We start from the raw sequence: 20,535 nt of genomic DNA, 5'->3' as shown, positions 1-20,535 counted from the left end.
CACCGGACGTCGACGAAAAGAAGGGCCGGCGGACATGTTCCGCCGGCCCTTCTTGTTTCCAGAGGCTGATCTGCCCCGTGTCGCAAGGCTGCAACCGGGGCAGCCCCGATCAGTCCGCGACCGGCTGGATCAGCTGCACCGGCGCGCCGCGCGGGATGCGGGTGTCGATGGCCGCCGGCTGTGCCGGCTGCGTGATCGGTGCGGCATTGGCGGTGACGGGCGGGATGGCGGCGGCCGCCGGAAGGGGGGCGGTGGTGGGTGCCGCCACCGGCTGCACTGCCCGGGCTTCGGCTGCGGCGCGTGCCGCGGGAGAGACGCTCAGCGTCACCACATTGGCAGGCTCTGCCGGTCGGGCGATCGGCTGTGCGGGCTTCAGCTCGGCCGGGAAGGTATGGGCCGTCAGCGGATCCTTCCGCGGATCGACCGCCGGCTTGGGCAGGCTGCCCGCGGGTGCCTGGGGGGCCGCGGTGGCCGAGACCGGCGTCATCCGTGCCGGTCCGCCATCTTCCGCCGGCACCGACTGCTGGCCGGGCAGGGTCTTTTCAACCGGCGTCCGCACCGGATTGACGGGCAGTGCCGCCAGTTCGGGGATCGTGCCGCCGCCGACGCTCACCTTCACCGGCAGACCGGTGCGCTCGATGACGGCGCGGGTCACGGCTTCCCAATCGACCTTGATGCCGGCCCTGGTTGCGGCAGCGGCGACCTTGGGCTCCACCTCGGGCATGGCTTCCGGGGTGAAGCGGCCGACTTCCTCGATCTGATCGACCTGCAGCTGGGTCGGGTGGACCTCAAGATAAAGCTGGCCGTCGATCACCTGCACCTTGGCCGGCTGGTCGATCACTGTCACCTTGGTGCCGCTTTCGGTCATGCCGAACAGCTTGATGATGTCTTCGGGGTAAAGCCGCACGCAGCCCTGGCTGACCCGGCGGCCCACGCCATAGGGCCGGTTGGTGCCGTGGATCACATAGTTCTGCCAGCCCAGATTCATCGCATGGGTGCCGAGCGGGTTGTTCGGACCGGGGCCAACGAAGGCGGGAAGGGAGGGGTTGCGGGCGCGCATCGAAGGCGTCGGCGTCCAGGTCGGCCCATCGCGCTTCATGGTGATGCGGGTCACGCCATAGGGCGTGGCAAAGCCCTCGCGGCCGATGCCGATCGGGAAGCTGAGCGGCGCCCCGCCACCCTTCGGGAAGTAATAGAGCCGAAGGTCGCCCATATTGACCACGATGCCTTCGCGCGGCACGTCGGGCAGCAGATGGGCGGTGGGCACCGTGATCTTCGTGCCCTCGCCCGGCAGCCAGGGCTCGACACCCGGATTGGCCGCCAGCAGTTCGACATAGCCGACGTTCAGCGTCCGGGCCAGATCGACCAGCGTGTCTTCATGCTTCGCGGTCATCGTCTCGATCCGGCCGATGATGCCGCGCGGCCCCTGGGGCACCGGTTTGGCGGCGGCGGCGGCCTTTTGTGCGGCGGCCCCCGTGGCGCCTGCGGCAACGCCTTGTGCCTGGGCAGGCAGGGCGACGCCGACCGCGACGGAGATCAGGGCTGCGGCGGTCAGATGTCGGAGAGCGGCAGGGACCGTGGTCACAGGAATTTCTCCACAAGGTCGATGCTCGACCGCTTGCCGACCAGATCGGCATTGACGGTGAGCCACGTGTCGGCAGAGGCGCGGCCGATGTCGCGAAGATGCAGGATGAAATCGCGATCGGCATTCATTTTAGAGAAACTGCCGAGCGGCACCATCTCCTGTTCGCCGTCGATCCAGTGGACCCGCATGCGCTTGTAGCGCTGCGGGTCCAGGCGGTTCTCGTCGAGCAGCCGGGCGACGAAGCCGATCGCGCGCATTTCGCGCATCAGCGACGAATTGAAGCTGATCTCGTTGACCCGTTCCCAGATCTCGGTCGCGGTCTTGGGGATTTCGTCGCGGTTGATCGGTGTCACCTGAACGATCACCACATCGGCACTGCGGGCGCCATAGATCAGCGGAAAGATCGCCGGATTGCCCATATAGCCGCCATCCCAATAGGCATCGCCATCCACTTCGACCGCCTGGAACACATAGGGCAGGCAGGCGGAGGCGAGCAGGGCTTCGGCGGTGATGCCCTCGTTCTCGAACACCTTGATCTTGCCGGTGCGGACATTGGTCGCCGAGACGAACAGCTTCATCGCCCCGCATTTGCGCACGGCGTCGAGGTCGATCGCTTCCGAGACCACATCGCGCAGCGGGTTGATGTTGAGCGGGTTCAGCTGATAGGGCGACAGCACCCGGCTGGTCAGGTCGAACAGCATGCGGGCCGGGCTCATATCCATGTTCCAGCCGCCCATCAGCCGGTCGAGCAGGGTGCGCCGCAGGGGGCTGTAGCGCCCGGCCTCCATCACCGCCTCCCACAGCCGGTTCAGGGCGTCGCGGGCACCCTGGCGGCCGCCGGTTTCGAATCCTGCGACCAGGGCTGCCCCGTTCAGCGCCCCGGCGCTGGTGCCGCTGACGGCTTCGACGCCGAAGCGGTCGTCTTCCAGCAGCCGGTCGAGCACGCCCCAGGTATAGGCGCCGTGCGATCCGCCGCCCTGAAGGGCAAGGGTGATGGGGCGTGTCCTGGCGGGAGAGCGCGCCTCGCGCTCGGCATGGGTCTGCGGGCGGCGCCGGGCATCCGTCACCTGCGCGGTGTCACCCACCGGATCGTCGACATGGTCCCTGACCCGGCGGTCGGGCGCGCGGTCGGTCATGCGGTCGTTCCTGCCCCTCATCGTCCCGGAAACCGCCGGAACCCGGGTGCCGCATTGCGGCACGAATCTGACTCCAGCGATATAGGCGCAGACGGGCCGTCCTGCAAAGTCCGCTCGTGGGCATGCGCCCGGAATGCCACGGGTTGTGGCTGTGCCGCAACCATCGCCGCACCCCCGTTTGCAAAAAAAACGGCGGCCGCGCGATGCGGCCGCCGCAAGAGGCGACAGGGTTGAGGCTTGCTGGAGAGCGTGCGTCCACTCGGCCTGGTCGGCGTCGCGGTCAGGGTCGATTGCCGGGCGAGGCATATCGACCGCTCACCATCGGGATTGATCTTGCCCCGGCGATCCGTGCCCTGGGCGTGTCAAAACCCTTCCGGCTGTGACCTTGAAGGGACATCTGCCAGCGGTTGGCCGGATCAGGACCCGATTCACCGATCATACGTTTGCTTGACGCTCCGGTGGGGCGCGGCCCAGGATCACCCGTCGCCGCGGTGGAGGATGGCCATGCGCGCGACCAACAAACATGCGGCCGGCAGGATCGGGAGGATGGACCATGGAGGCCAAAGGAGCGACGCGGGCAGAAGCCACCGACCCGTCGGGCAGCGACCGGCGCGGGCCGTTCCAGAGCGGCGTCCCGCAGGTGCTGACGGTCGCGGCGATCTGGGGGGTCAATTTTCCCATCGCGAAATCAGTGCTGGATCAGATGTCCCCGCTTGCCTTCTCGGCAACGCGTTACATCACTGGCGCAGTGCTGCTGCTGATCCTGCTGCGGTTGCGCGGCGTGCGTCTGCATTTGCAACGGCGCGACATTCTGCCGCTGATCGGGCTGGGGCTGGTGGGCATCACCGCCTTTCAGGGCTTCTGGGCCGCCGGCCTGCACATGACCAGCGCGTCGAGCGCGGCGATCGTCATGTCGGCGGCGCCGATCTTCGGGGCGATCTTCGGCCATCTGACCGGCCAGAAGGCGGGGCTGCGGGCCTGGGCGGGCATCCTGGTCGCCTTTGCCGGTGTCGCGCTGGTGGTCAACAACAGCCTGACCGGGCTTCATCTCGATACCGGCGATCTGGCCGGCGATCTGGTCATGCTGGGTGCCGCCGCGGCCTGGGCGCTGTATTCGGCGCTGTCGCGCCAGCTGCTGGCGCGGCTGGGCGCCCTGGCGGTGACCGCCTGGACCATGCTGTTCGGCGCCCTGGCGCTCTGCCTGCTTGCCTTGCCGGGGCTGGCGGATCAGCCCTGGGCGGCGCTCGGGGCCGCCGACTGGGCCGCCTGGGGATTCAGCGTCGTCTTCGCCTCTGCCCTTGCCTTCGTCTGGTGGTACGAAGGTATCGCCCGGCTGGGTGTCGCCCGGGCCATGGTCTTCACCTATCTGACCCCGGTGATCGCCGTGGCCGTTGCTGTTCTGTTTCTGGGGGAAGACCTCACCCTGGCCCGTCTTCTGGGGGCAGTTGTGGTCATTACAGGTGTTCGCCTTGCAAGGCGTGGATAACGAGGAGATTTGGATTAGTTTTTAAGAAAATTCTCCATAAATTCCATAGCCTGCCTCTGTACGTTTCGGCATTTATACATATACACTCCCAGTCGCGAGCCACCCTGTTGCAGGATGCAGCGGTGCTCGATATGGGGGCGAGGGTTAATAAGTTGTCAATGCTGTCGCGGGGTCTTTACGGACGGACCGATCGGGCAGGGCCTGGCCGTAACTGGCTGATATCACTTCTGCTCGCGGCTGCCGTGGCGGGGGCGGCACTGGCGCTTGCCGGAGGAGAACTCGTTGCCCGGCGTATGTCCGATGCGGCGCTTGAGACGCATCTGACCGAGATGGTGGCACGGTCGGACGAGGTTGCGGATGAAGTCGCCCGTATGCTGGTGGCCGCCAACCAGGACATGGCTGCCACCTGTTCCGAACTCGATCTCACCCTGCTGCGGCAGCGGGTTTTCGCCGCGCATCTGATCCGCGATGTCGGCCGTCTGAGCGGCGATCACATCCTCTGTACCGCCGCCTGGGGGCGCCTGGACCTGTCGAGCCCGCTGGACCCGCCCGATTACCTGTCACCGAGCGGGGCGCGGGTCTGGACGGCGTCGCGCGATCAGAGCGCCCGGCGCCTTACCACCGACATGATCGCGTTTGGCCGGACGATCGTGTTCATCTCCGACGCTGCCTACGATTTCATGCGCAACGCCGACCGGCTGGTGATGAGCTATGCGCGCAGCACCGGTCGCGTTTTCCGCACCAGCGAGGGGACGCCCCCGGATCCGTTAAGCGTCAGGGCGGTGGAGGGCGGTGTCATGCTGCATGATCAGTTCTATGCATCCGCCTGTTCCCGCCGCTTCGATGTCTGCATTGCCGCGGCTCCCGGCGACAGGGGCATACTGGGCCAGCCGAGGCCGGTCTTTGCCGGGGTGGCCCTGCTGGGGGCGTTGGCCGGGGCCGCATCGGCCCTGGCCGCAACCCAGGGGCGGCGGCCGAAACAGTCGATCGAACATGACCTGCGCCGGGCGCTGGCTGCCGGCCGTCTGCGGCTGGTCTATCAACCGGTCGTGCGCGTGCGGGACGGCATTGTGGTGGGGGCCGAGGGGCTGGTGCGCTGGGACCGGCCCGAGGGCGGGGAGATCCCGCCCGACATCTTCGTGCCGGTCGCGGAACGGACCGGGTTGAGCGGCGAGCTTGCCCGCTATGTTCTGATCCGTGCGCTGGAAGAAATGGCGCCGCATCTGACCGGGCCGGGCGATTTCCGCCTCGCGCTCAACGTCACCACCATGGATCTGCTCGATTCCGACATCTTCGATCTCCTGGAAGCCGAAACCCGCCGGCTCGGCATCGCGCCAGAGCGGATCGCGCTGGAGATCACCGAGCGATCGACGGCCGAATATCAGCAGCTGGCACCGGCGGTGGCCCGGTATCGTCGCCGGGGCTATCGCATCCATATCGACGATTTCGGCACCGGCTATTCCAGCCTGGCCCATCTGGGCGAACTGCCGGTGGATGCGATCAAGATCGACCGGCTGTTCACCCGGGCGATCGGCACCGGCGCGATCAGCGCCTCGATCGTGCCGCAGATCTTTGCGCTCGCCCGGCTTCTGGGGGCCGAGGTGATCGTCGAGGGTATCGAGACCGAGGCTCAGGCCTGTTATCTGGCCGTTGAGCATCCGGATGCGCTGGGCCAGGGCTGGTTCTTCGGCCGGCCGGTGGCGGCACAGGATTTCATCGTCTGAGCCGGCCGGGCGGGGTCAGAACCCGTCTGCTACCGTCTCCGGATCCTCGCCCTGCAGCACGGCCAGGAAGGCGTCGCCATAGCGGCTGAGTTTGGTGGAGGCGACGCCCGGGATCTCGGCGAGTGCGCGTTCGTCCAGCGGCCGGTTGCGGGCCATCTCGACCAGGGTCGCATCGTGGAAGATCACATAGGGCGGCACGCCCTGGGCGCGGGCGAGCGCCAGGCGCAGGCGGCGCAGCGCCTGGAACATGGTCTCGTCCTCGCCGGCCAGGCTCGGGCGTTCGGGCCGGCTGCGGTCGCGGGCGGGGCCCCGGCCGCGGCGGCGCGGCGCCGGATCTTCGCGCAGTGTCAGACTGGTTTCGCCGCGCAGCAGCGGCCGGCAGGTCTCGTTGTCGCCCAACCGGAGCCCGCCATGGCCGGCGGTATCGACCACCAGCAGGCGATGGGCGACCAGCTGGCGGAAGACCGCCTTCCAGCCGCGCTTGTCCAGCTCGCTGCCGATGCCGAAGACGCTGAGCTTGTCGTGGCCGAACTGGCGGACCTTGTCGGTGACGGTGCCGGTCAGCACGTCGATGACATGGGCGGCGCCGAAGAGCTGGCCGGTGCGATAGACCGCCGACAGCGCCTTCTGGGCGATGACGGTGCCGTCGAAGGTGCGGGCGGGTTCAAGGCAGGTGTCGCAATTGCCGCAAGGCTGCGTGCCGTGCTCGTCGAAATAGTCCAGCAGCACCTGGCGGCGGCAGCGGGTGGTTTCGCAGAAGCCGACCAGCGCGTCGACCTTGCGCCGTTCCACCCGTTTCTGGGTGTCGGCCGCTTCCGACGCTTCGATCAGCTGATAGATCCGGGCGATGTCGGGCGTGCCATAAAGCATCAGCACTTCGGATGCCAGGCCGTCGCGGCCGGCGCGGCCGGTTTCCTGGTAATAGGCTTCCAGCGATTTCGGCAGGTCGAGATGGATGACGAAGCGTACATCCGGCTTGTCGATGCCCATGCCGAAAGCGATGGTCGCCACCATCACCAGCCCGTCCTCTTTCAGGAACCGGTCCTGATTGCGGGCGCGGGCATCCTTGTCGAGCCCGGCATGATAGGGCAGGGCGTCGATGCCCTCGGATGTCAGCCAGGTTGCGGTCTCTTCCACCTTGGCCCGTGACATGCAGTAGATGATGCCGGCCTCGCCCTGGTGGCGGTCCAGGAAATCCTTGATCTGCTGGCGCGGGGTCTCTTTGGGCGCCACGCGGTAGCGGATGTTGGGGCGGTCGAAGCTCGACAGGAACACCCGGCCCTGGCCAAGGTCCAGATGGGTCTGGATATCGGTGCGGGTGGGGGCGTCGGCGGTGGCGGTCAGCGCCACCCGGGGGACATGGCGCCACTGTTCGTGCAGCACCGTCAGCCGGCGGTATTCCGGCCGGAAGTCGTGGCCCCATTGCGAAACGCAATGCGCCTCGTCGATCGCGAACAGCGCGATCTCGATCTCGTCGAGCAGGCGCAGGAAGGGTTCGGTCAGCAGGCGTTCGGGGGCGACATAGACCAGGTCGATTTCGCCGCGGCGCATCGCCTGTTCGATCGCCATCGCCTCGCGGAAGGTGATGGTGGAGTTGAGCGCCGCAGCCCGCACGCCCAGCTGGCGCAGCGCTTCCACCTGATCCTGCATCAGCGCGATCAGCGGCGAGACCACGATACCGACCCCCGGTCGGCAGAGGGCGGGGATCTGGTAGCAGAGCGACTTGCCGCCGCCGGTGGGCATCAGCACCAGGGCGTCGCCGCCCCGGGTGACATGGTCCACGATCTCGGCCTGAAGGCCGCGGAACGCTTTGTAGCCGAAGACCTCGTGCAGGACTTCGGCCGGGTCGCGCGTCGCGGCCTTCGAAGCGGTCGTGATGTCCGGGGCGTCGCCGCCCCGGGACGTGGTGTCTGGCGTATCCAAGGTTGCGCGTCAGCCCTGGATGTCGGCCTGCACCTTCAGGCTCTTGATCGCATCGGGCTTCCGCGGCGGCTCGCCGCGGGCGATCTTGTCGACCGCCTCCATGCCCTCGACCACCTCACCCCAGACGGTGTACTGGCCGTCGAGGAAGCGGGCCGGGGCGAAGCAGATGAAGAACTGGCTGTCGGCGCTGTCCGGATCGGGGGTGCGGGCCGCACCGATCACGCCGCGCTCGAAAGCGGTCTTGGTGAACTCGGCCTTGAGCTTCTTGCCCGAACCGCCCCGGCCGGTGCCGGTGGGGTCGCCGGTCTGGGCCATGAAGCCCTCGATCACGCGATGGAAGACGATGCCGTCATAGAAGCCTTCGCGCGCAAGTTCCTTCATGCGGGCGACGTGGCCGGGCGCGAGGTCGGGACGCAGGCGGATCACCACCGTCCCGTGGTCCAGGGTCATCACCAGCGTGTTCTCGGGGTCGAGCGCGGTGTCGGTCATGAGCGGAGGGCTCCGTAACGGGTGGTCGGAAGGATGTGGATGCAGGATCGTCAAAAAGCCACACGGCACCACCCGCAACCGGGTTCACCGCTGACGCGCCCCATCCTAGCCCGATCATCCGTCGATGCGAGCGAAAAAGCCGGGGGGGTGAAAAAGGCGGCGGCGGTGAGGTGTGCCATCGCGGGCATGGGCGGCGGAATGCGCCGAAAGGTCCGGATATAGAAGCCACTGTTCTCCGACCCCGCAGGGCGAGATCAGTGAGATTGACCGCCATTCAGACGATCAGCTCTTGAAGGCATCCACGTGCCGGCCTGGTAGCGGGGCGCACCCCACAAAAAACGGGTGACCGCCTGTGGCGATCACCCGTCGTCGTTCTGGCCGGCTGAAAGCCGGGCCGTATCCTGCAGGTCACGCGGCCGGCAGCAGGGCCTGGATGGGCCAGGCTGCGGCTTCCGCCGTCGGGCGGGCGACCAGCAGGCGGGCGCGGTAGAAGCCGTCGATTTCGGCGCCGCCGGTGTCGATGCCGAAATCGGCCAGGCGGTCGAGCGCGGCGGTCTGCTCGCTCTGATCGTGGAAGCGGCGGTGGCGGAACGTCTTGGAGCTGTGTTCCACCGCATAGCCGTGATCGGCCAGCATTTCTTCCAGGTCGCGTGTGTCGACCGTGCGCACCGGCATCGACAGCACCCAGGGCTTGCGGCCGTCTTCGGCCGCCGAAATCAGCCTGGCGATGGTCGCCTCGCCGACATAGCCCATGCCGCCGGCCTCGACGATCACGTCGGTATCGGCCGCCCAGCGGGCCAGCTCGTCGCTCGGCGCCGCCGCCTCCAGATCCTCGACGAAGGCCCGTTCGATCAGGCCGACGGTGCGGGAATAGCGCAGCGCATTTTCGGCCACGTCGACACCGGCGATGCGGTGCTGGGCCGCCGCCTTGCGGCGCTGGAGCATGTTGCGGTCATAGGCGATCCGGCCGGCATCATCAGGCTGGGCTGCGCGCTTGGGATCGGTATAGAGCCGGTGCAGCGTGCCAGGCTGCAGGTCGTGGTTCAACATCATCGGCAGCGCGCCGTAGCCGCTGCACAGATCGATCAGCTTCAGCGACCCGCGGCCACGTGCCACCGCCAGGCTGCCGAGCAGCGAGCGGTAGAAGCCTGCGGCGATCTCGGGGGTCTGGTAATCGAGAGGTGCCAGGCGCTGCCAGTACGCTGCCGGATCCGAGAGGTTGTACACATCATCGAACATGGCCTTGCCGGGGCCCCAGAGACTGGTATCGGGACGGCCGCTGTTCATGGGAGATCCTCCTTGCTTGTTGATCCGGAAAGTCTGCTGCATCACCTATCAACTTCGAGTTGATAAACGGACAGATGGAACGGCCCGCGGCGGCCTTTCGGGCCGCCGCGGCTGTGGGATTACTTCGGGGCTGCGTCGGCCAGGACCTGCATCTTCTCGATGCGGTCGGGGCGCCGCGGCGGTTCGCCGGGCGCGATGCGGTCGACGAGATCCATGCCTTCGACCACTTCACCCCAGACGGTATAGCTGCCGTCGAGGTGGCCGGCGCGGTCGTAGCAGATGAAGAACTGGCTGTCGCCGCTGTCCAGGTCGCTGCCGCGGGCCATGCCCACGGTGCCGCGCCGGAAGGGCGTGTTCGACAGTTCCGCCTTCAGCTTCTTGCCCGACCCGCCGCGGCCGGTGCCGGTGGGGTCGCCGGTCTGGGCCATGAAGCCGGGGATGACGCGGTGAAAGACCACGCCGTCATAGAAACCCTGCCGGGTGAGTTCCTTGATCCGCGCCACATGCCCCGGCGCGATGTCCGGACGCAGGCGGATCAGAACCTTGCCCGACGCAAGGGTCATGACCAGGGTGTTCTCGGGATCCGGTGCCCCTGCGGGGGCCGGGTTGGTCTGGGCCAGGGCGTTTCCTGCGATACCCGTGGCAGCTGCGGCGCCGGCAAGAAGGCCGAGGGCCGCGCGTCGGCTGATCGTCACCAAGCGAGGGGTCCTGATCATGGTCGTTGTGGCGGGTTCGAGCGAAATATAGGGGATCGGCACGCCGAAACCAACCCGTGGACCGAAATTCGCTGCGGGGATCTGCCGTAAGTTATTGACCCGGGGCGGGAAATTCTCCGGGGTCATGCCGTGGTCGGCGGCGTTGCGGACGATTTACATCGATGTCGATGCATCGGTTCTGTCTGCGGCGTCCGGATGGCGCGGGTCGGTGACGATCTGAACCCGATCGCCGGCAAACAGGGTGATGCCGTACTGGACGGGGCGGCCATTTACATCGACGTCGATGTATTCCGTCTTGAGCACCGGCCGGTTCGGCGGCTGGCGCAGCAGGCCGGCCTCTTCGGCGGAGGGCATGCGCGCGGTGATGCGGGTGCGGCCGCGGGTATAGTCGTGGATGTCGAAACGGGTGAGGGCGAGGGTCATGGAGGGCGTCTCGCGGAACACCTCGTCGATGCCGCGGAAGCGTTCGAAATCCAGGTAATGCCGCCCCAGGCTGACCGGCACGTTGTCGGCGAAGGAGAGGGTGGTGAGATAGATCAGCGGCGCCCCTTCCGGGACGCCCAGCCCCTCGGCGATGCGGCCGGTGGCGGCAACGGCGGCCGCTTCCAGCAGCATGCCGGCGGGGCGCCGCTCCTGCGCTTTCAGATTGGCGCTGAACCGGGTGCGGGGCCCCAGGGCGTAGTCCATCACGTTTTCATGCACGAAGGTGCCGCGACCCTGTTCCACCCGGATCAGCCCGCGGGTCTTCAATTCGCGGATCGCCCGGCGGACGGTGTGGCGGTTGGCGCCGAAGCGTTCCGCCAGCTGGTGTTCGGTGGCGAGCTGCGCGCCGGGCGTCATGATGCCGCGCTGGATCTCGTCGGCGAGCACCCGCTCGATCTGCCGCCAGAGCGTCACCCCCGGTTCCCGGTCGATGGCCATCCGATCCCCCTTCTGGTCCTGCTGCGGTACCGCATCGTCATGCAAACGTCACCCACCCGGGCTTGCCCTCAGGCGGTGATGGGGGCATCATGCCCTTGAGAGATACGGATGTCTATACAAATATACCAAGTTGTCGACATCCGCTACGACGCGGGTACGGAAGGAACAAGTCCGATGACGATGACGGCGGAAGCGGCCGGCGGCACGGCGGATCAGGCGGCGCGCAGGCGCTGGCTGGCCGTGCTGGCCCGGGCCGATCGCGCCCGGTTGCACGCGGCGCTGGATGATCTGCCCGGCGGCCGGGCCGGCGTGCTGGCGGGGGCCGTGGCCCTGCGCCGCCCGGAGACAGGGCTCGCCATGGTGCGTGGCCGCGCGGGCGGGGCAGGGGCCCGGTTCAATCTGGGCGAGATGACCGTCTCGCGCGCCGTGGTGCGGCTGAAGGATGGCGAGGCCGGGGTCGGCTATGTCGCCGGCCGCGACCGGGTGAAGGCCGAACTGGTGGCGGTTCTGGACGCGCTGCTCCAGACCAGTGCCCACGGCCCCCGGCTGATGCGCGATCTGGTGGAGCCGCTGGCGGCCGAACAGGCCGAGGCCCGGGCCCTTGCCTCGCGCAAGGCGGCGGCGAGCCGGGTGGAATTCTTCACCATGGTCCGCGGGGAGTGATGCAGATGAGCCCGATATCCGAGAGGCCGGCGGCCGCACTCGCCAGCCTCGCTCCCGGCTTTCCCGAACCGGTCCGCGATGCCCAGACCACCTTCCGCGCGGTGCTGGACGCGATGGCGCGCCCCGGCCGCATCCGGCGGGTGACGGCGGTGCCGGGGCTCGACCGGCCGCTGTCATGCGCCGCCGCCGCCGTGCTGCTGGCGCTGGCCGATCACGACACCCCCGTCTGGCTCGACCGGGTTTCAGCCCCGGCCCTGCCGTATCTGCGCTTCCACACCGGCGCCCCGCTTGCGATCGCACCCGACAAGGCGACCTTTGCGGTGATCGGCGATCCGGCGGCCATGCCGGCGCCCGATCGTTTTGCGCTCGGCACCGATGCCTATCCCGATCGTTCCACCACGCTGGTGATCGAGGTCGAGACGCTGTCGGCCGAGCCCGCGACAGGCTGGCGGCTGGAAGGCCCCGGCATCAATGGCGCGGCGCATCTGGCGGTGACCGGATTGCCGGCGGGCTTCGTTGCCGCCCGCGCGGCGCTGGCGCCGCTCTATCCCCGCGGGCTCGACATCGTGCTGACGGCGGGCGATCGCCTGGCGGCCCTGCCGCGCACCACCCGCATCACCCCGGAGGGCTGATCCGATGTATGTTGCGGTCAAGGGCGGCGAGGCGGCCATCGCCAATGCCCACCGGCTGCTGGCGGAAGACCGCCGCGGCGACCCGCAGGTTGCGGAGCTTGGCGTCGACCAGATCACCGGCCAGCTGGGCCGGGCGGTCGACCGGGTGATGACCGAAGGCTCGGTCTATGATCCCGAACTCGCCGGGCTCGCCATCAAACAGGCCCAGGGCGACCTGGTCGAGGCGATCTTCCTGCTGAGGGCCTATCGCACCACCCTGCCGCGCTTCGGCGCGACGGAACCGGTCGATACCGCGCGCATGGCCATCCGCCGGCGCATCTCGGCGACCTTCAAGGATCTGCCGGGCGGCCAGGTGCTTGGCTCGACTTTCGACTATACCCATCGCCTGCTGGATTTCGGCCTGCTTGAGGGCGGCATAGTGCCCGAGCCGGTTCTGCCGCTGGCCGAGCCGCTGGACGATGCGATGCCGCGGGTCACCGATCTGCTGAACCATGAAGGGCTGATCGAGTGTGAACGGCCTGCTGCGGACGAGGACGAGGAGACGGTACCCGACCTCACCCGCGAGCCGCTGGACTTTCCGGCCGATCGGGCGCTCCGGCTCCAGAGCCTCGCCCGCGGCGACGAGGGCTTCCTGCTGGCGCTCGGCTATTCGACCCAGCGCGGCTATGCCAACAGCCACCCCTTCGCGGGCGAGATCCGCATCGGCAGGGTCGCCGTCGAGATGGTTCCCGAAGAGCTGGGTTTTGCGGTCGAAATCGGCGAGATCGAACTGACGGAATGCCAGATGATCAACCAGTTCCGGGGCACGGCTGCGGCGCCGCCGCAATTCACCCGGGGCTATGGGCTGGGTTTCGGCCAGGTGGAGCGCAAGGCCATGGCCATGGCGCTGGTCGACCGGGCGATGCGCGCAGGCGAGCTGGGCGAGGCGGTGATGGGCCCGGCGCAGGATCCGGAATTCGTGCTCTACCATGCCGACAATGTCGAAGCCTCGGGCTTCGTGCAGCATCTGAAGCTGCCGCATTACGTCGACTTCCAGTCGGAACTCGACATGGTCCGCCGCCTGCGCCGCGCACATGGCGACCACCGGAATGCCGACGACCAGGGCGCTGACGACCAGCACGCTGACGACCAGGACAGGGACGCGGCAGAATGACCTCCCCCGCGACGACGACCGTTCTTGCTGCCGAAGCCGATGGCGACAGCACCGACGGCTACAATTTCGCCTATCTTGACGAACAGACCAAGCGGATGATCCGCCGGGCGATCCTGAAAGGCGTCGCCATCCCCGGCTATCAGGTGCCCTTCGCCAGCCGCGAAATGCCGTTGCCCTATGGCTGGGGCACCGGCGGCATTCAGGTGACCGCCGCCGTGCTGGGCCGGGACGACGTGCTCAAGGTCATCGACCAGGGCGCGGACGATACCACCAACGCGGTTTCGATCCGCCGCTTCTTCGCCCGCACCGCCGGTGTGGCGACCACCGAACGGACCCGCGAGGCGACGATCATCCAGACCCGCCACCGCGTGCCCGAGGCCCGGCTGACCGACGACCAGATCCTGGTCTATCAGGTACCGATTCCGGAGCCGCTGCGCTGGCTGGAGCCGCGCGAGACCGAGACCCGGCGCATGCATGCGCTGGCCGAATACGGTGCGATGCATGTGAAGCTCTATGAGGATATCGCCCGCCACGGCCGCATCGCCACCACCTATGACTATCCGGTGATGGTGGCGGGCCGCCATCTGGCGCGGCCGTCGCCCATCCCGAAATTCGACAACCCCAAGCTGGACGATGCGCCATTCCTGCAGCTTTTCGGTGCAGGACGCGAGAAGCGGATCTATGCGATCCCGCCCCATACCACCGTGCGCAGCCTGGATTTCGAGGATCATCCCTTCGACGTGGAAGGCTGGGACCGGCCCTGCGCACTGTGCGGTGCCACCGACAGCTATCTGGACGAGGTGATCGTCGACGACAGGGGCGGTCGGATCTTCGTCTGCTCCGACACCGATCACTGCACCAGCCGGCGCGAGGCCGGCCATGAGGGGCCGGGCATGGATGCCCCGCTTCACCCGGGCGAGGAGGGTGCGCGATGAACGCGATCGCGAAAACCGCAGAGACGCTGTCCCCCGCCCGGCCGCTGCTGGCGGTGGAGGGGCTGGAGAAGCGCTACGGCGCCGCCATCGCCTGCACCGACGTCTCGTTCCGGATGTGGCCGGGAGAGGTGCTGGGCATCGTGGGCGAGAGCGGGTCGGGCAAGACCACCCTGCTCGGCATGTTGTCGGGCCGGATCGAGGCCGATGGCGGACAGGCGCTTTACACCGACCGCGCCGGCACCACCCATGATGTGGTGACCATGGGCGAGGCCGAACGCCGGCGGCTGGCCCGCGAGGAATGGGGCATCGTTCATCAGAATCCGCGCGACGGGCTGCGGCTGGATGTTTCTGCCGGCGCCAATGTGGGTGAGCCGCTGATGGCGACGGGCGCCCGGCATTACGGCCGGATCCGCGACCGGGCGCTCGACTGGCTTGGACGGGTTGAAATCGATGGCGGGCGGATCGACGACCTGCCGCGCACCTTTTCCGGCGGCATGCAGCAACGCCTGCAGATCGCCCGCAATCTGGTGATCGGCCCCAGGCTGGTGTTCATGGACGAGCCGACCGGCGGGCTCGACGTCTCGGTGCAGGCGCGGCTGCTCGACCTGATCCGCGAACTGAACGAGGATCTGGGCCTGTCGGTGCTGATCGTCACCCACGACCTGGCGGTCGCCCGCCTGCTGGCCGACCGGCTGATGGTGATGCGCCGCGGCCGCGTGGTCGAACAGGGGCTGACCGACCAGATTCTCGACGATCCGCAGCACCCCTATACCCAGTTGCTCGTCTCTTCCGTGCTCCAGGTCTGATCCGATGGTGACCCCGATGACGCAAGATCCCGCCCGGGCGGCGATGCCGGTGCCCGAAGGCTGGCGGCTCAAGGCCGAAGGCATCTCCAAGACCTTCGTGCTCCACACCCAGGGCGGCGTGCGGCTGCCGGTGCTCGACCGGGTCGATCTGGAGGTGGCCCCCGGCGAATGCGTGGTGCTGGACGGCCCCTCCGGTACCGGCAAGAGCACCCTGCTCAAGACCCTTTACGCCAATTATCTGGCCGATCAGGGCCGGGTTCTGGTCCGCCATGGCGCAGATGTGGTCGACATGTGCACGGCCGAGCCGCGCGAGGTGCTGGATGTCCGCCGCCGGACCATGGGCTATGTCAGCCAGTTCCTGCGGGTGATCCCGCGTGTCGCCACGCTCCGCATCGTCGCCGAGCCGCTGCGCCGGCGCGGGGCAGGGGCGGCCGAGGCAGAGGCGCGCGCGGCCGAACTGCTGACCGCGCTCAACCTGCCGGAGCGGCTGTGGTCGCTGCCGCCGGCCACCTTCTCGGGTGGCGAGCAGCAGCGGGTCAACATCGCCCGCGGCCTGGCCGCCGGCCATCCGGTGCTGCTGCTGGACGAGCCGACCGCCTCTCTCGATGCCGGCAATGTCGATGCCGCCTGCGGGCTGATCGAAGCCGCCCGCAACAACGGTGCGGCGATCGTCGCCATCTTCCACGACCGGGCGGTGCGCGACCGCCTCGCGACCCGCCTTCTGCCCCTCACCCCCGCCGGAGCCGCAGCATGACCACCCAGACCATCCTGACCAATGCCCGGGTGGTGACGCCCGAGACCGTGCTGCCGCGGGCGACCGTGGTGGTCGCGGAAGGCCGCATCGCCGAGCTGGCCGAGGGGGTGTCTTCGGTGCCGGGCGCGATCGACCTTGAGGGCGATCATCTGATCCCGGGGCTGGTGGAGCTGCACACCGACAACCTGGAACGGCATTTCGCGCCGCGGCCGGGGGTGCGCTGGCCGTCGCTGCCGGCCGTGCGGGCACATGATGCGGAACTGGCTGCGGCCGGCATCACCACGGTCTTCGACGCCGTGACCATCGGCGATCTGAAGCAGGGCAACCGGGCGCGCGATCTGGCCGACATGATCGATGCGGTGGCCGATGCCAAAACCCGCGACCTGCTGCGTGTCGACCATCTTCTGCATCTGCGCTGCGAGATCGCGCATGAACGCATGCAGGCGCTGGTCGAGCCGCTGGTCGGCCATCCGCTGACCGGCATGCTGTCGATCATGGACCACACCCCCGGCCAGCGGCAGTTCGTCGACGAGGCGAAGTACCGCGAATATTATATGGGCAAGCATGGCGTGCGTGCCGACGAGATCGAAGAGATGATCGCCAACCAGAAGCGCATGCAGGCGGAATACGCCCCCGCCAACCGCGCTTATGTTGTGGAGCAGGCGCGGACGCGCGGCTATGCGCTGGCCTCTCACGACGACGCGACGGCAGAACATGTCGCCGAAGCCGAGGCCGACGGCTGCTCGGTGGCCGAGTTCCCGACCACGATCGAGGCGGCGCGCGCCTCGAAGGCGGCCGGCATGGCGGTGCTGATGGGGGCGCCCAATCTGGTGCGGGGCGGCTCTCATTCCGGCAATGTCTCGGCGGGAACACTCGCCAAGGCCGGGCTGCTCGACGTGCTGTCCTCGGACTATGTTCCGGCCAGCCTGCTGCATGCGGCGGTGATGCTGGCGGATGTGGCCGGCCTTCCGGCCGCGATCCGCACCGTCACCGACATTCCGGCGCGTGCGGTCGGGCTGGAAGATCGCGGCCGGATCGCGGCCGGCGCGCAGGCGGATCTTGTGCGCTTCTCGGTGGTCGACGGTCATGTGCCGCTGATCCGGAACGTCTGGCGCCGCGGCCGGCAGGTGCTCTGATCATGGCCGATGCGGCAGCGGCCGGGACCGGCGCCTGCGGTCTGCTCTGCCTGGTGGTGGGGCCGTCTGGGGCGGGGAAAGATACGCTGATGGAGCGCGCGCGGGCCGAACTGGCCCCGCGCGGCCGCCATCTCTTCGCCCGGCGGGTGATCACACGGCCGGCCGATGCCGGGGGCGAGGATCACGAGCCCGAGACCGCCGCCGGTTTTGAGGTCCGGGCGGTAGCGGGCGACTTCCTGCTGCACTGGCAGGCCCACGGCCTTTGCTACGGCATTCCGGCGACGGTTACGGCGGCGCGGCGCGACGGTCTGACGGTGGTCGCCAATGTGTCGCGCGCGGTGCTGGACGCTGCCCGGCAGCGGGCGGCGCCGGTCAGGATCGTGGTGGTCGATGCCCCCGATGCGGTGCTGGCCGAACGGCTGGCCGCCCGCGGCCGGGAGACGCCGGAGGACATCCGGCGCCGCCTGGCCCGGGCCCGGGCGGACATGCCTTCCGGGCCCGATGTGGTGGTGGTCGACAATGGCGGCACGCTGGAAGATGCGGTGGCCGCCTTCATCCGCGCGATCGGCGGGTAAAGCCGCTCAGGCGCGGCCTTCCAGCGGGTCCGGGCCAAACCGGTTCGGCCCGCGGGTGCCGCGCAGGAAGCCGATTTCGACCAGCAGCCAGATCCAGCCGATCAGCGGGATCAGCATGATCAGCTGAAACCAGCCGCTGCGGCCGCGATCATGGCAGCGCCGGGCGCCGATCGCGAGGCTGGGCCAGATCGCGACCAGAGAGAACAGGCCGCTGAACAACCCGCCCCCGGTTTCGGCATCATAGGTGCCGAGGCCCACATCCAGCAGGGTCAGCAGGATGCTGATCACGAAGACCGGCAGAATCAGATACAGCCAATAGGGCTTGCGGGTGGTGCGGCCGCGGAACGAGACATAGAACGCCCACCACGAGAAGTCGTCACCGCCCCGTGCGGTGGCCGGCGCCTGAATCGGAAAGATCGCCTGGGCCAGGTGGCCCTCGGGATTGAAATCGACCAGCACACCGGCCTCGGGGCGGATGACGCTCCGCCATTCGGTGCCCGAGAATTCATAGCGCAGGCCGTCTTCGCCCTCGATGGCGCCCGTGCCCGTCCGGCTGTCGAAGCCGATGACCTTGCCCTTCATGGAAATTCTGCCTTCGGATGCGGTAGGGGGATGCCGCGCTTTTGCGCCGTTGTCGTTGACGTGTCAGCATCCCATCCCGCGTCTGCCGCATCAACCGCTGAGCGCGAAGCGGCGGTGGCAAATGAAGGGCGCGCCCGGCTCGAACTCAACCGCGACCGCGATGGCATCGATGATGAAGGGTCGGCCGGCGAAACCCGCGGTGGCACCGGCCAGGGCGTCGAAGAGCCGGCCGACGGCCGGCTCGTCTTCGGGCAGCCGTCCGGTCAGGGTCATGTGGAAGCGGAAATCTTCCAGCACATGGGGATAGCCCCAGCGGTCCATCAGCTCGATCTGCCGCGGGGTCAGGCGGCTCTTGGCCAGCCGTTTTGCGCGGTCGTCCGCATCAAGCGGCCGGCGCAGATCATTGGTCCCCTCCACGATCCGGGCGGCGAAATTCTGCAGGGCCTCTGAGCGCACGGCCGGGACCAGCGCCAGGAAATGCGCGATCCGGCGCAGCTGCAGCCCCTGCGTGATCACCACAGGGGGCAGGGCCGCGGCCAGATCCGCTGCCCGTGCCTCGATCATGTCCAGATCGACGCCGTCTGCCGGGCGGAAAGGCGCGCGCAGGGTGGCATGAAAGCCGTAGCGCCGCGGCTCGGCCGTTACGACATCCAGCGCAGCGGCGGACCAGCCCGCCGGCTCCACCGGACGGGGGGGCAGGGGGGCGCCGTCCGCCGTGCGGCCCAGCCAGGCCGCTCCGAAGGCGCCGAGCGGATCCGAGGCACCGGGCATGACATAAAGGGCGGCACGGTACGGTACCGGCATGGGGCGGATCTCCTGATGACCACGGGGCGACATCCACCCGGAAAGATCCGGAATTACGGATGTGTATCAAGGATTTGTCTAGGGGGCAGGGCCCTCCGGCCGCTCCGTGATGCCATGGGGGCGGCCCTTCATCAATGCTTTACCGCTCCGTCACCGAAACGTCATCGAAGCCGGCTAATCAGATAGCCGACGGGCCGCGCAATGTGGCCGCCCGGGGTACGGCCGCAGGTGATCCCGCCCGCACGGCCTGCCCGACCGGGATGTACCCGACGGGGACACCCCCGGCGGGACGACATTGCCCCCTGATGCAGGACATTCGGAAGGACCGACCGGCGATGACCGACAGCGCCAGCGCACCCGCCATCGAGGTGGCGCGCCTGACCAAGACTTTCCGCGGCCATCGCGCGCTGGACAGCGTGAGCTTTCAGGTCGCCCGTGGCGAGATGGTGGCCCTGATCGGTGCCTCCGGCTCCGGCAAGTCGACGCTGATGCGCCATCTTTCGGGGCTGATCGCCTCCGACCGGACGGATGGCGGCGAGATCCGCATGCTGGGCGGCACGGTGCAGAAGAATGGCCGTATCGCCCGCGACATCCGCCGGCGCCGCGCCCGGATCGGCGTGGTCTTCCAGCAGTTCAACCTGGTCGGCCGGCTGACGGTGATCACCAATGTGCTGACCGGCACGCTGGGCAATCTGCCGCTCTGGCGGGTGCTCACCGGCCGCTTCCGCCGCGACGACCGCATGCGGGCGCTTGCGGCGCTGGAGCGGGTGGGCATCGCCGAATGGGCCCATCGCCGTGCCTCGACGCTGTCGGGCGGCCAGCAGCAGCGCGCCGCGATCGCCCGCGCGCTGGTCCAGCAGGCCGAGGTGATCATGGCCGACGAGCCGATCGCCTCGCTCGATCCGGAAAGTGCCCGGCGGGTGATGGACACGCTGGCCCGGATCAATGCCGAGGACGGCACCACGGTCGTCGTGTCGCTGCATCAGGTCGAATACGCGCTCCGCTACTGCTCGCGGGTCATCGCGCTGGCCCGGGGCAAGCTGGTCTATGACGGCCCGTCGGCCGCGCTCACCAATGACATGCTCGCCCGTCTCTACGGGACCGAGATCGAGGATATCGGCCTGCCCGTGCGCGATCGCGCCGCGCCGGCTGCCGTGTCTGCGGGGCAGGCGCTGGCGGTCTGACGCAGCGCCCGCCTCTCCAACGCTTCCGCCTCACGCATCCCACG

The 20,535-nt window shown here is 68.5% G+C and carries 20 protein-coding genes; 11 read left to right on the top strand and 9 right to left on the bottom strand.

The features are described from left to right. Window positions 1-109: 109 nt before the first annotated feature. Together P7L68_RS18420 and P7L68_RS18415 are read right to left on the bottom strand one after the other, a co-directional pair. Complete coding sequence (locus P7L68_RS18420) at window positions 110-1,585, bottom strand: L,D-transpeptidase family protein (protein ID WP_372000548.1); 1,476 nt, start codon at window positions 1,583-1,585, stop codon at window positions 110-112. Continuing rightward, window positions 1,582-2,721 (bottom strand): patatin-like phospholipase family protein, encoded by a 1,140-nt coding sequence (locus P7L68_RS18415; RefSeq protein ID WP_372000546.1) that lies wholly within the window; start codon window positions 2,719-2,721, stop codon window positions 1,582-1,584. Before P7L68_RS18415 ends, P7L68_RS18420 begins: the two co-directional genes overlap by 4 nt. A gap of 553 nt (window positions 2,722-3,274) precedes the next feature. On the opposite strand from P7L68_RS18415, the gene P7L68_RS18410 reads away from it, so the two are divergent. Beyond that, on the top strand, window positions 3,275-4,207 hold the full coding sequence (locus tag P7L68_RS18410; protein ID WP_372000544.1) for a DMT family transporter: 933 nt from the start codon (window positions 3,275-3,277) through the stop codon (window positions 4,205-4,207). A 158-nt stretch (window positions 4,208-4,365) separates the two neighbouring features. Next, window positions 4,366-5,931 carry an EAL domain-containing protein gene (locus P7L68_RS18405; protein WP_372006877.1) on the top strand — a complete coding sequence of 522 codons (1,566 nt, stop codon included), beginning with the start codon at window positions 4,366-4,368 and terminating at the stop codon, window positions 5,929-5,931. A gap of 15 nt (window positions 5,932-5,946) precedes the next feature. On the opposite strand, the gene recQ is transcribed toward P7L68_RS18405, so the two are convergent. The 5 genes from recQ to phnF form a co-directional block, all read right to left on the bottom strand. Further along, a complete protein-coding gene (recQ, locus tag P7L68_RS18400; protein ID WP_372006876.1) occupies window positions 5,947-7,809 on the bottom strand; it encodes a DNA helicase RecQ in 1,863 nt (620 codons plus the stop codon). Window positions 7,810-7,863: 54 nt separating this feature from the next. Then, on the bottom strand, window positions 7,864-8,343 hold the full coding sequence (locus P7L68_RS18395) for a peptidylprolyl isomerase (RefSeq protein WP_372000542.1): 480 nt from the start codon (window positions 8,341-8,343) through the stop codon (window positions 7,864-7,866). Between the two features lie 408 nt (window positions 8,344-8,751). Continuing rightward, window positions 8,752-9,630, bottom strand: a complete 879-nt coding sequence (locus P7L68_RS18390) for a hypothetical protein (protein WP_345959171.1) — start codon at window positions 9,628-9,630, stop codon at window positions 8,752-8,754. A gap of 119 nt (window positions 9,631-9,749) precedes the next feature. Next, complete coding sequence (locus tag P7L68_RS18385) at window positions 9,750-10,325, bottom strand: peptidylprolyl isomerase (protein WP_345959170.1); 576 nt, start codon at window positions 10,323-10,325, stop codon at window positions 9,750-9,752. Between the two features lie 174 nt (window positions 10,326-10,499). Beyond that, window positions 10,500-11,267 carry a phosphonate metabolism transcriptional regulator PhnF gene (gene phnF, locus P7L68_RS18380; protein WP_345959169.1) on the bottom strand — a complete coding sequence of 256 codons (768 nt, stop codon included), beginning with the start codon at window positions 11,265-11,267 and terminating at the stop codon, window positions 10,500-10,502. Window positions 11,268-11,441: 174 nt separating this feature from the next. On the opposite strand from phnF, the gene phnG reads away from it, so the two are divergent. The 8 genes from phnG to phnN are packed head-to-tail and all read left to right on the top strand — an operon-like array spanning window position 11,442 to window position 17,921. After that, entirely contained in the window at window positions 11,442-11,930 is a 489-nt protein-coding gene (gene phnG, locus P7L68_RS18375) for a phosphonate C-P lyase system protein PhnG (protein ID WP_372000540.1), read from the top strand. A 5-nt stretch (window positions 11,931-11,935) separates the two neighbouring features. Further along, window positions 11,936-12,562: a phosphonate C-P lyase system protein PhnH gene (gene phnH, locus P7L68_RS18370; protein WP_372000538.1), complete on the top strand. Its 627-nt coding sequence runs from the start codon at window positions 11,936-11,938 to the stop codon at window positions 12,560-12,562. 4 nt (window positions 12,563-12,566) lie between these two features. Beyond that, complete coding sequence (locus P7L68_RS18365; RefSeq protein WP_372000537.1) at window positions 12,567-13,715, top strand: carbon-phosphorus lyase complex subunit PhnI; 1,149 nt, start codon at window positions 12,567-12,569, stop codon at window positions 13,713-13,715. Next, entirely contained in the window at window positions 13,712-14,650 is a 939-nt protein-coding gene (locus tag P7L68_RS18360) for an alpha-D-ribose 1-methylphosphonate 5-phosphate C-P-lyase PhnJ (protein ID WP_372000536.1), read from the top strand. The genes P7L68_RS18365 and P7L68_RS18360 overlap by 4 nt, the downstream gene beginning before the upstream one ends. Further along, on the top strand, window positions 14,647-15,456 hold the full coding sequence (gene phnK, locus P7L68_RS18355; protein ID WP_372000534.1) for a phosphonate C-P lyase system protein PhnK: 810 nt from the start codon (window positions 14,647-14,649) through the stop codon (window positions 15,454-15,456). Before P7L68_RS18360 ends, phnK begins: the two co-directional genes overlap by 4 nt. A gap of 16 nt (window positions 15,457-15,472) precedes the next feature. Beyond that, window positions 15,473-16,210, top strand: coding sequence for a phosphonate C-P lyase system protein PhnL (phnL, locus tag P7L68_RS18350; protein WP_372000532.1), 738 nt, complete (start codon window positions 15,473-15,475; stop codon window positions 16,208-16,210). Next, the gene (locus tag P7L68_RS18345) at window positions 16,207-17,346 is read left to right on the top strand and encodes an alpha-D-ribose 1-methylphosphonate 5-triphosphate diphosphatase (protein WP_372000530.1); all 1,140 of its coding nucleotides are present in this window, start codon (window positions 16,207-16,209) and stop codon (window positions 17,344-17,346) included. Before phnL ends, P7L68_RS18345 begins: the two co-directional genes overlap by 4 nt. Before the next feature lie 2 nt (window positions 17,347-17,348). Continuing rightward, on the top strand, window positions 17,349-17,921 hold the full coding sequence (phnN, locus tag P7L68_RS18340) for a phosphonate metabolism protein/1,5-bisphosphokinase (PRPP-forming) PhnN (protein ID WP_372000529.1): 573 nt from the start codon (window positions 17,349-17,351) through the stop codon (window positions 17,919-17,921). A 6-nt stretch (window positions 17,922-17,927) separates the two neighbouring features. On the opposite strand, the gene P7L68_RS18335 is transcribed toward phnN, so the two are convergent. Together P7L68_RS18335 and P7L68_RS18330 are read right to left on the bottom strand one after the other, a co-directional pair. After that, entirely contained in the window at window positions 17,928-18,503 is a 576-nt protein-coding gene (locus P7L68_RS18335) for a DUF805 domain-containing protein (RefSeq protein WP_372000527.1), read from the bottom strand. 90 nt (window positions 18,504-18,593) lie between these two features. Beyond that, the gene (locus tag P7L68_RS18330) at window positions 18,594-19,307 is read right to left on the bottom strand and encodes a DUF1045 domain-containing protein (RefSeq protein WP_372000526.1); all 714 of its coding nucleotides are present in this window, start codon (window positions 19,305-19,307) and stop codon (window positions 18,594-18,596) included. A gap of 335 nt (window positions 19,308-19,642) precedes the next feature. Here P7L68_RS18330 and phnC point away from each other — a divergent pair, with 335 nt between their 5' ends. Beyond that, window positions 19,643-20,491: a phosphonate ABC transporter ATP-binding protein gene (gene phnC, locus P7L68_RS18325; RefSeq protein WP_372000524.1), complete on the top strand. Its 849-nt coding sequence runs from the start codon at window positions 19,643-19,645 to the stop codon at window positions 20,489-20,491. The last annotated feature ends 44 nt before the right edge of the window (window positions 20,492-20,535 follow it).

Origin of the sequence: Tistrella mobilis (genome assembly GCF_041468085.1) — a bacterium.
GTDB classification, from domain to species: domain Bacteria; phylum Pseudomonadota; class Alphaproteobacteria; order Tistrellales; family Tistrellaceae; genus Tistrella; species Tistrella mobilis_A.
The sequence above is the reverse complement of the archived record's forward strand: the minus strand, read 5'-3'. Positions and strand labels throughout refer to the sequence as shown.

What these genes read in the sequence shown, in the direction of transcription:
- P7L68_RS18415 (WP_372000546.1), bottom strand. Translation starts at nt 2,721, where the DNA reads ATGACCGACCGCGCGCCCGACCGCCGGGTCAGGGACCATGTCGACGAT.
- P7L68_RS18410 (WP_372000544.1), top strand. Translation starts at nt 3,275, where the DNA reads ATGGAGGCCAAAGGAGCGACGCGGGCAGAAGCCACCGACCCGTCGGGC.
- P7L68_RS18405 (WP_372006877.1), top strand. Translation starts at nt 4,366, where the DNA reads ATGCTGTCGCGGGGTCTTTACGGACGGACCGATCGGGCAGGGCCTGGC.
- P7L68_RS18395 (WP_372000542.1), bottom strand. Translation starts at nt 8,343, where the DNA reads ATGACCGACACCGCGCTCGACCCCGAGAACACGCTGGTGATGACCCTG.
- P7L68_RS18390 (WP_345959171.1), bottom strand. Translation starts at nt 9,630, where the DNA reads ATGAACAGCGGCCGTCCCGATACCAGTCTCTGGGGCCCCGGCAAGGCC.
- phnF (WP_345959169.1), bottom strand. Translation starts at nt 11,267, where the DNA reads ATGGCCATCGACCGGGAACCGGGGGTGACGCTCTGGCGGCAGATCGAG.
- phnG (WP_372000540.1), top strand. Translation starts at nt 11,442, where the DNA reads ATGACGATGACGGCGGAAGCGGCCGGCGGCACGGCGGATCAGGCGGCG.
- phnH (WP_372000538.1), top strand. Translation starts at nt 11,936, where the DNA reads ATGAGCCCGATATCCGAGAGGCCGGCGGCCGCACTCGCCAGCCTCGCT.
- P7L68_RS18365 (WP_372000537.1), top strand. Translation starts at nt 12,567, where the DNA reads ATGTATGTTGCGGTCAAGGGCGGCGAGGCGGCCATCGCCAATGCCCAC.
- P7L68_RS18360 (WP_372000536.1), top strand. Translation starts at nt 13,712, where the DNA reads ATGACCTCCCCCGCGACGACGACCGTTCTTGCTGCCGAAGCCGATGGC.
- phnK (WP_372000534.1), top strand. Translation starts at nt 14,647, where the DNA reads ATGAACGCGATCGCGAAAACCGCAGAGACGCTGTCCCCCGCCCGGCCG.
- phnL (WP_372000532.1), top strand. Translation starts at nt 15,473, where the DNA reads ATGACGCAAGATCCCGCCCGGGCGGCGATGCCGGTGCCCGAAGGCTGG.
- P7L68_RS18345 (WP_372000530.1), top strand. Translation starts at nt 16,207, where the DNA reads ATGACCACCCAGACCATCCTGACCAATGCCCGGGTGGTGACGCCCGAG.
- phnN (WP_372000529.1), top strand. Translation starts at nt 17,349, where the DNA reads ATGGCCGATGCGGCAGCGGCCGGGACCGGCGCCTGCGGTCTGCTCTGC.
- P7L68_RS18335 (WP_372000527.1), bottom strand. Translation starts at nt 18,503, where the DNA reads ATGAAGGGCAAGGTCATCGGCTTCGACAGCCGGACGGGCACGGGCGCC.
- P7L68_RS18330 (WP_372000526.1), bottom strand. Translation starts at nt 19,307, where the DNA reads ATGCCGGTACCGTACCGTGCCGCCCTTTATGTCATGCCCGGTGCCTCG.
- phnC (WP_372000524.1), top strand. Translation starts at nt 19,643, where the DNA reads ATGACCGACAGCGCCAGCGCACCCGCCATCGAGGTGGCGCGCCTGACC.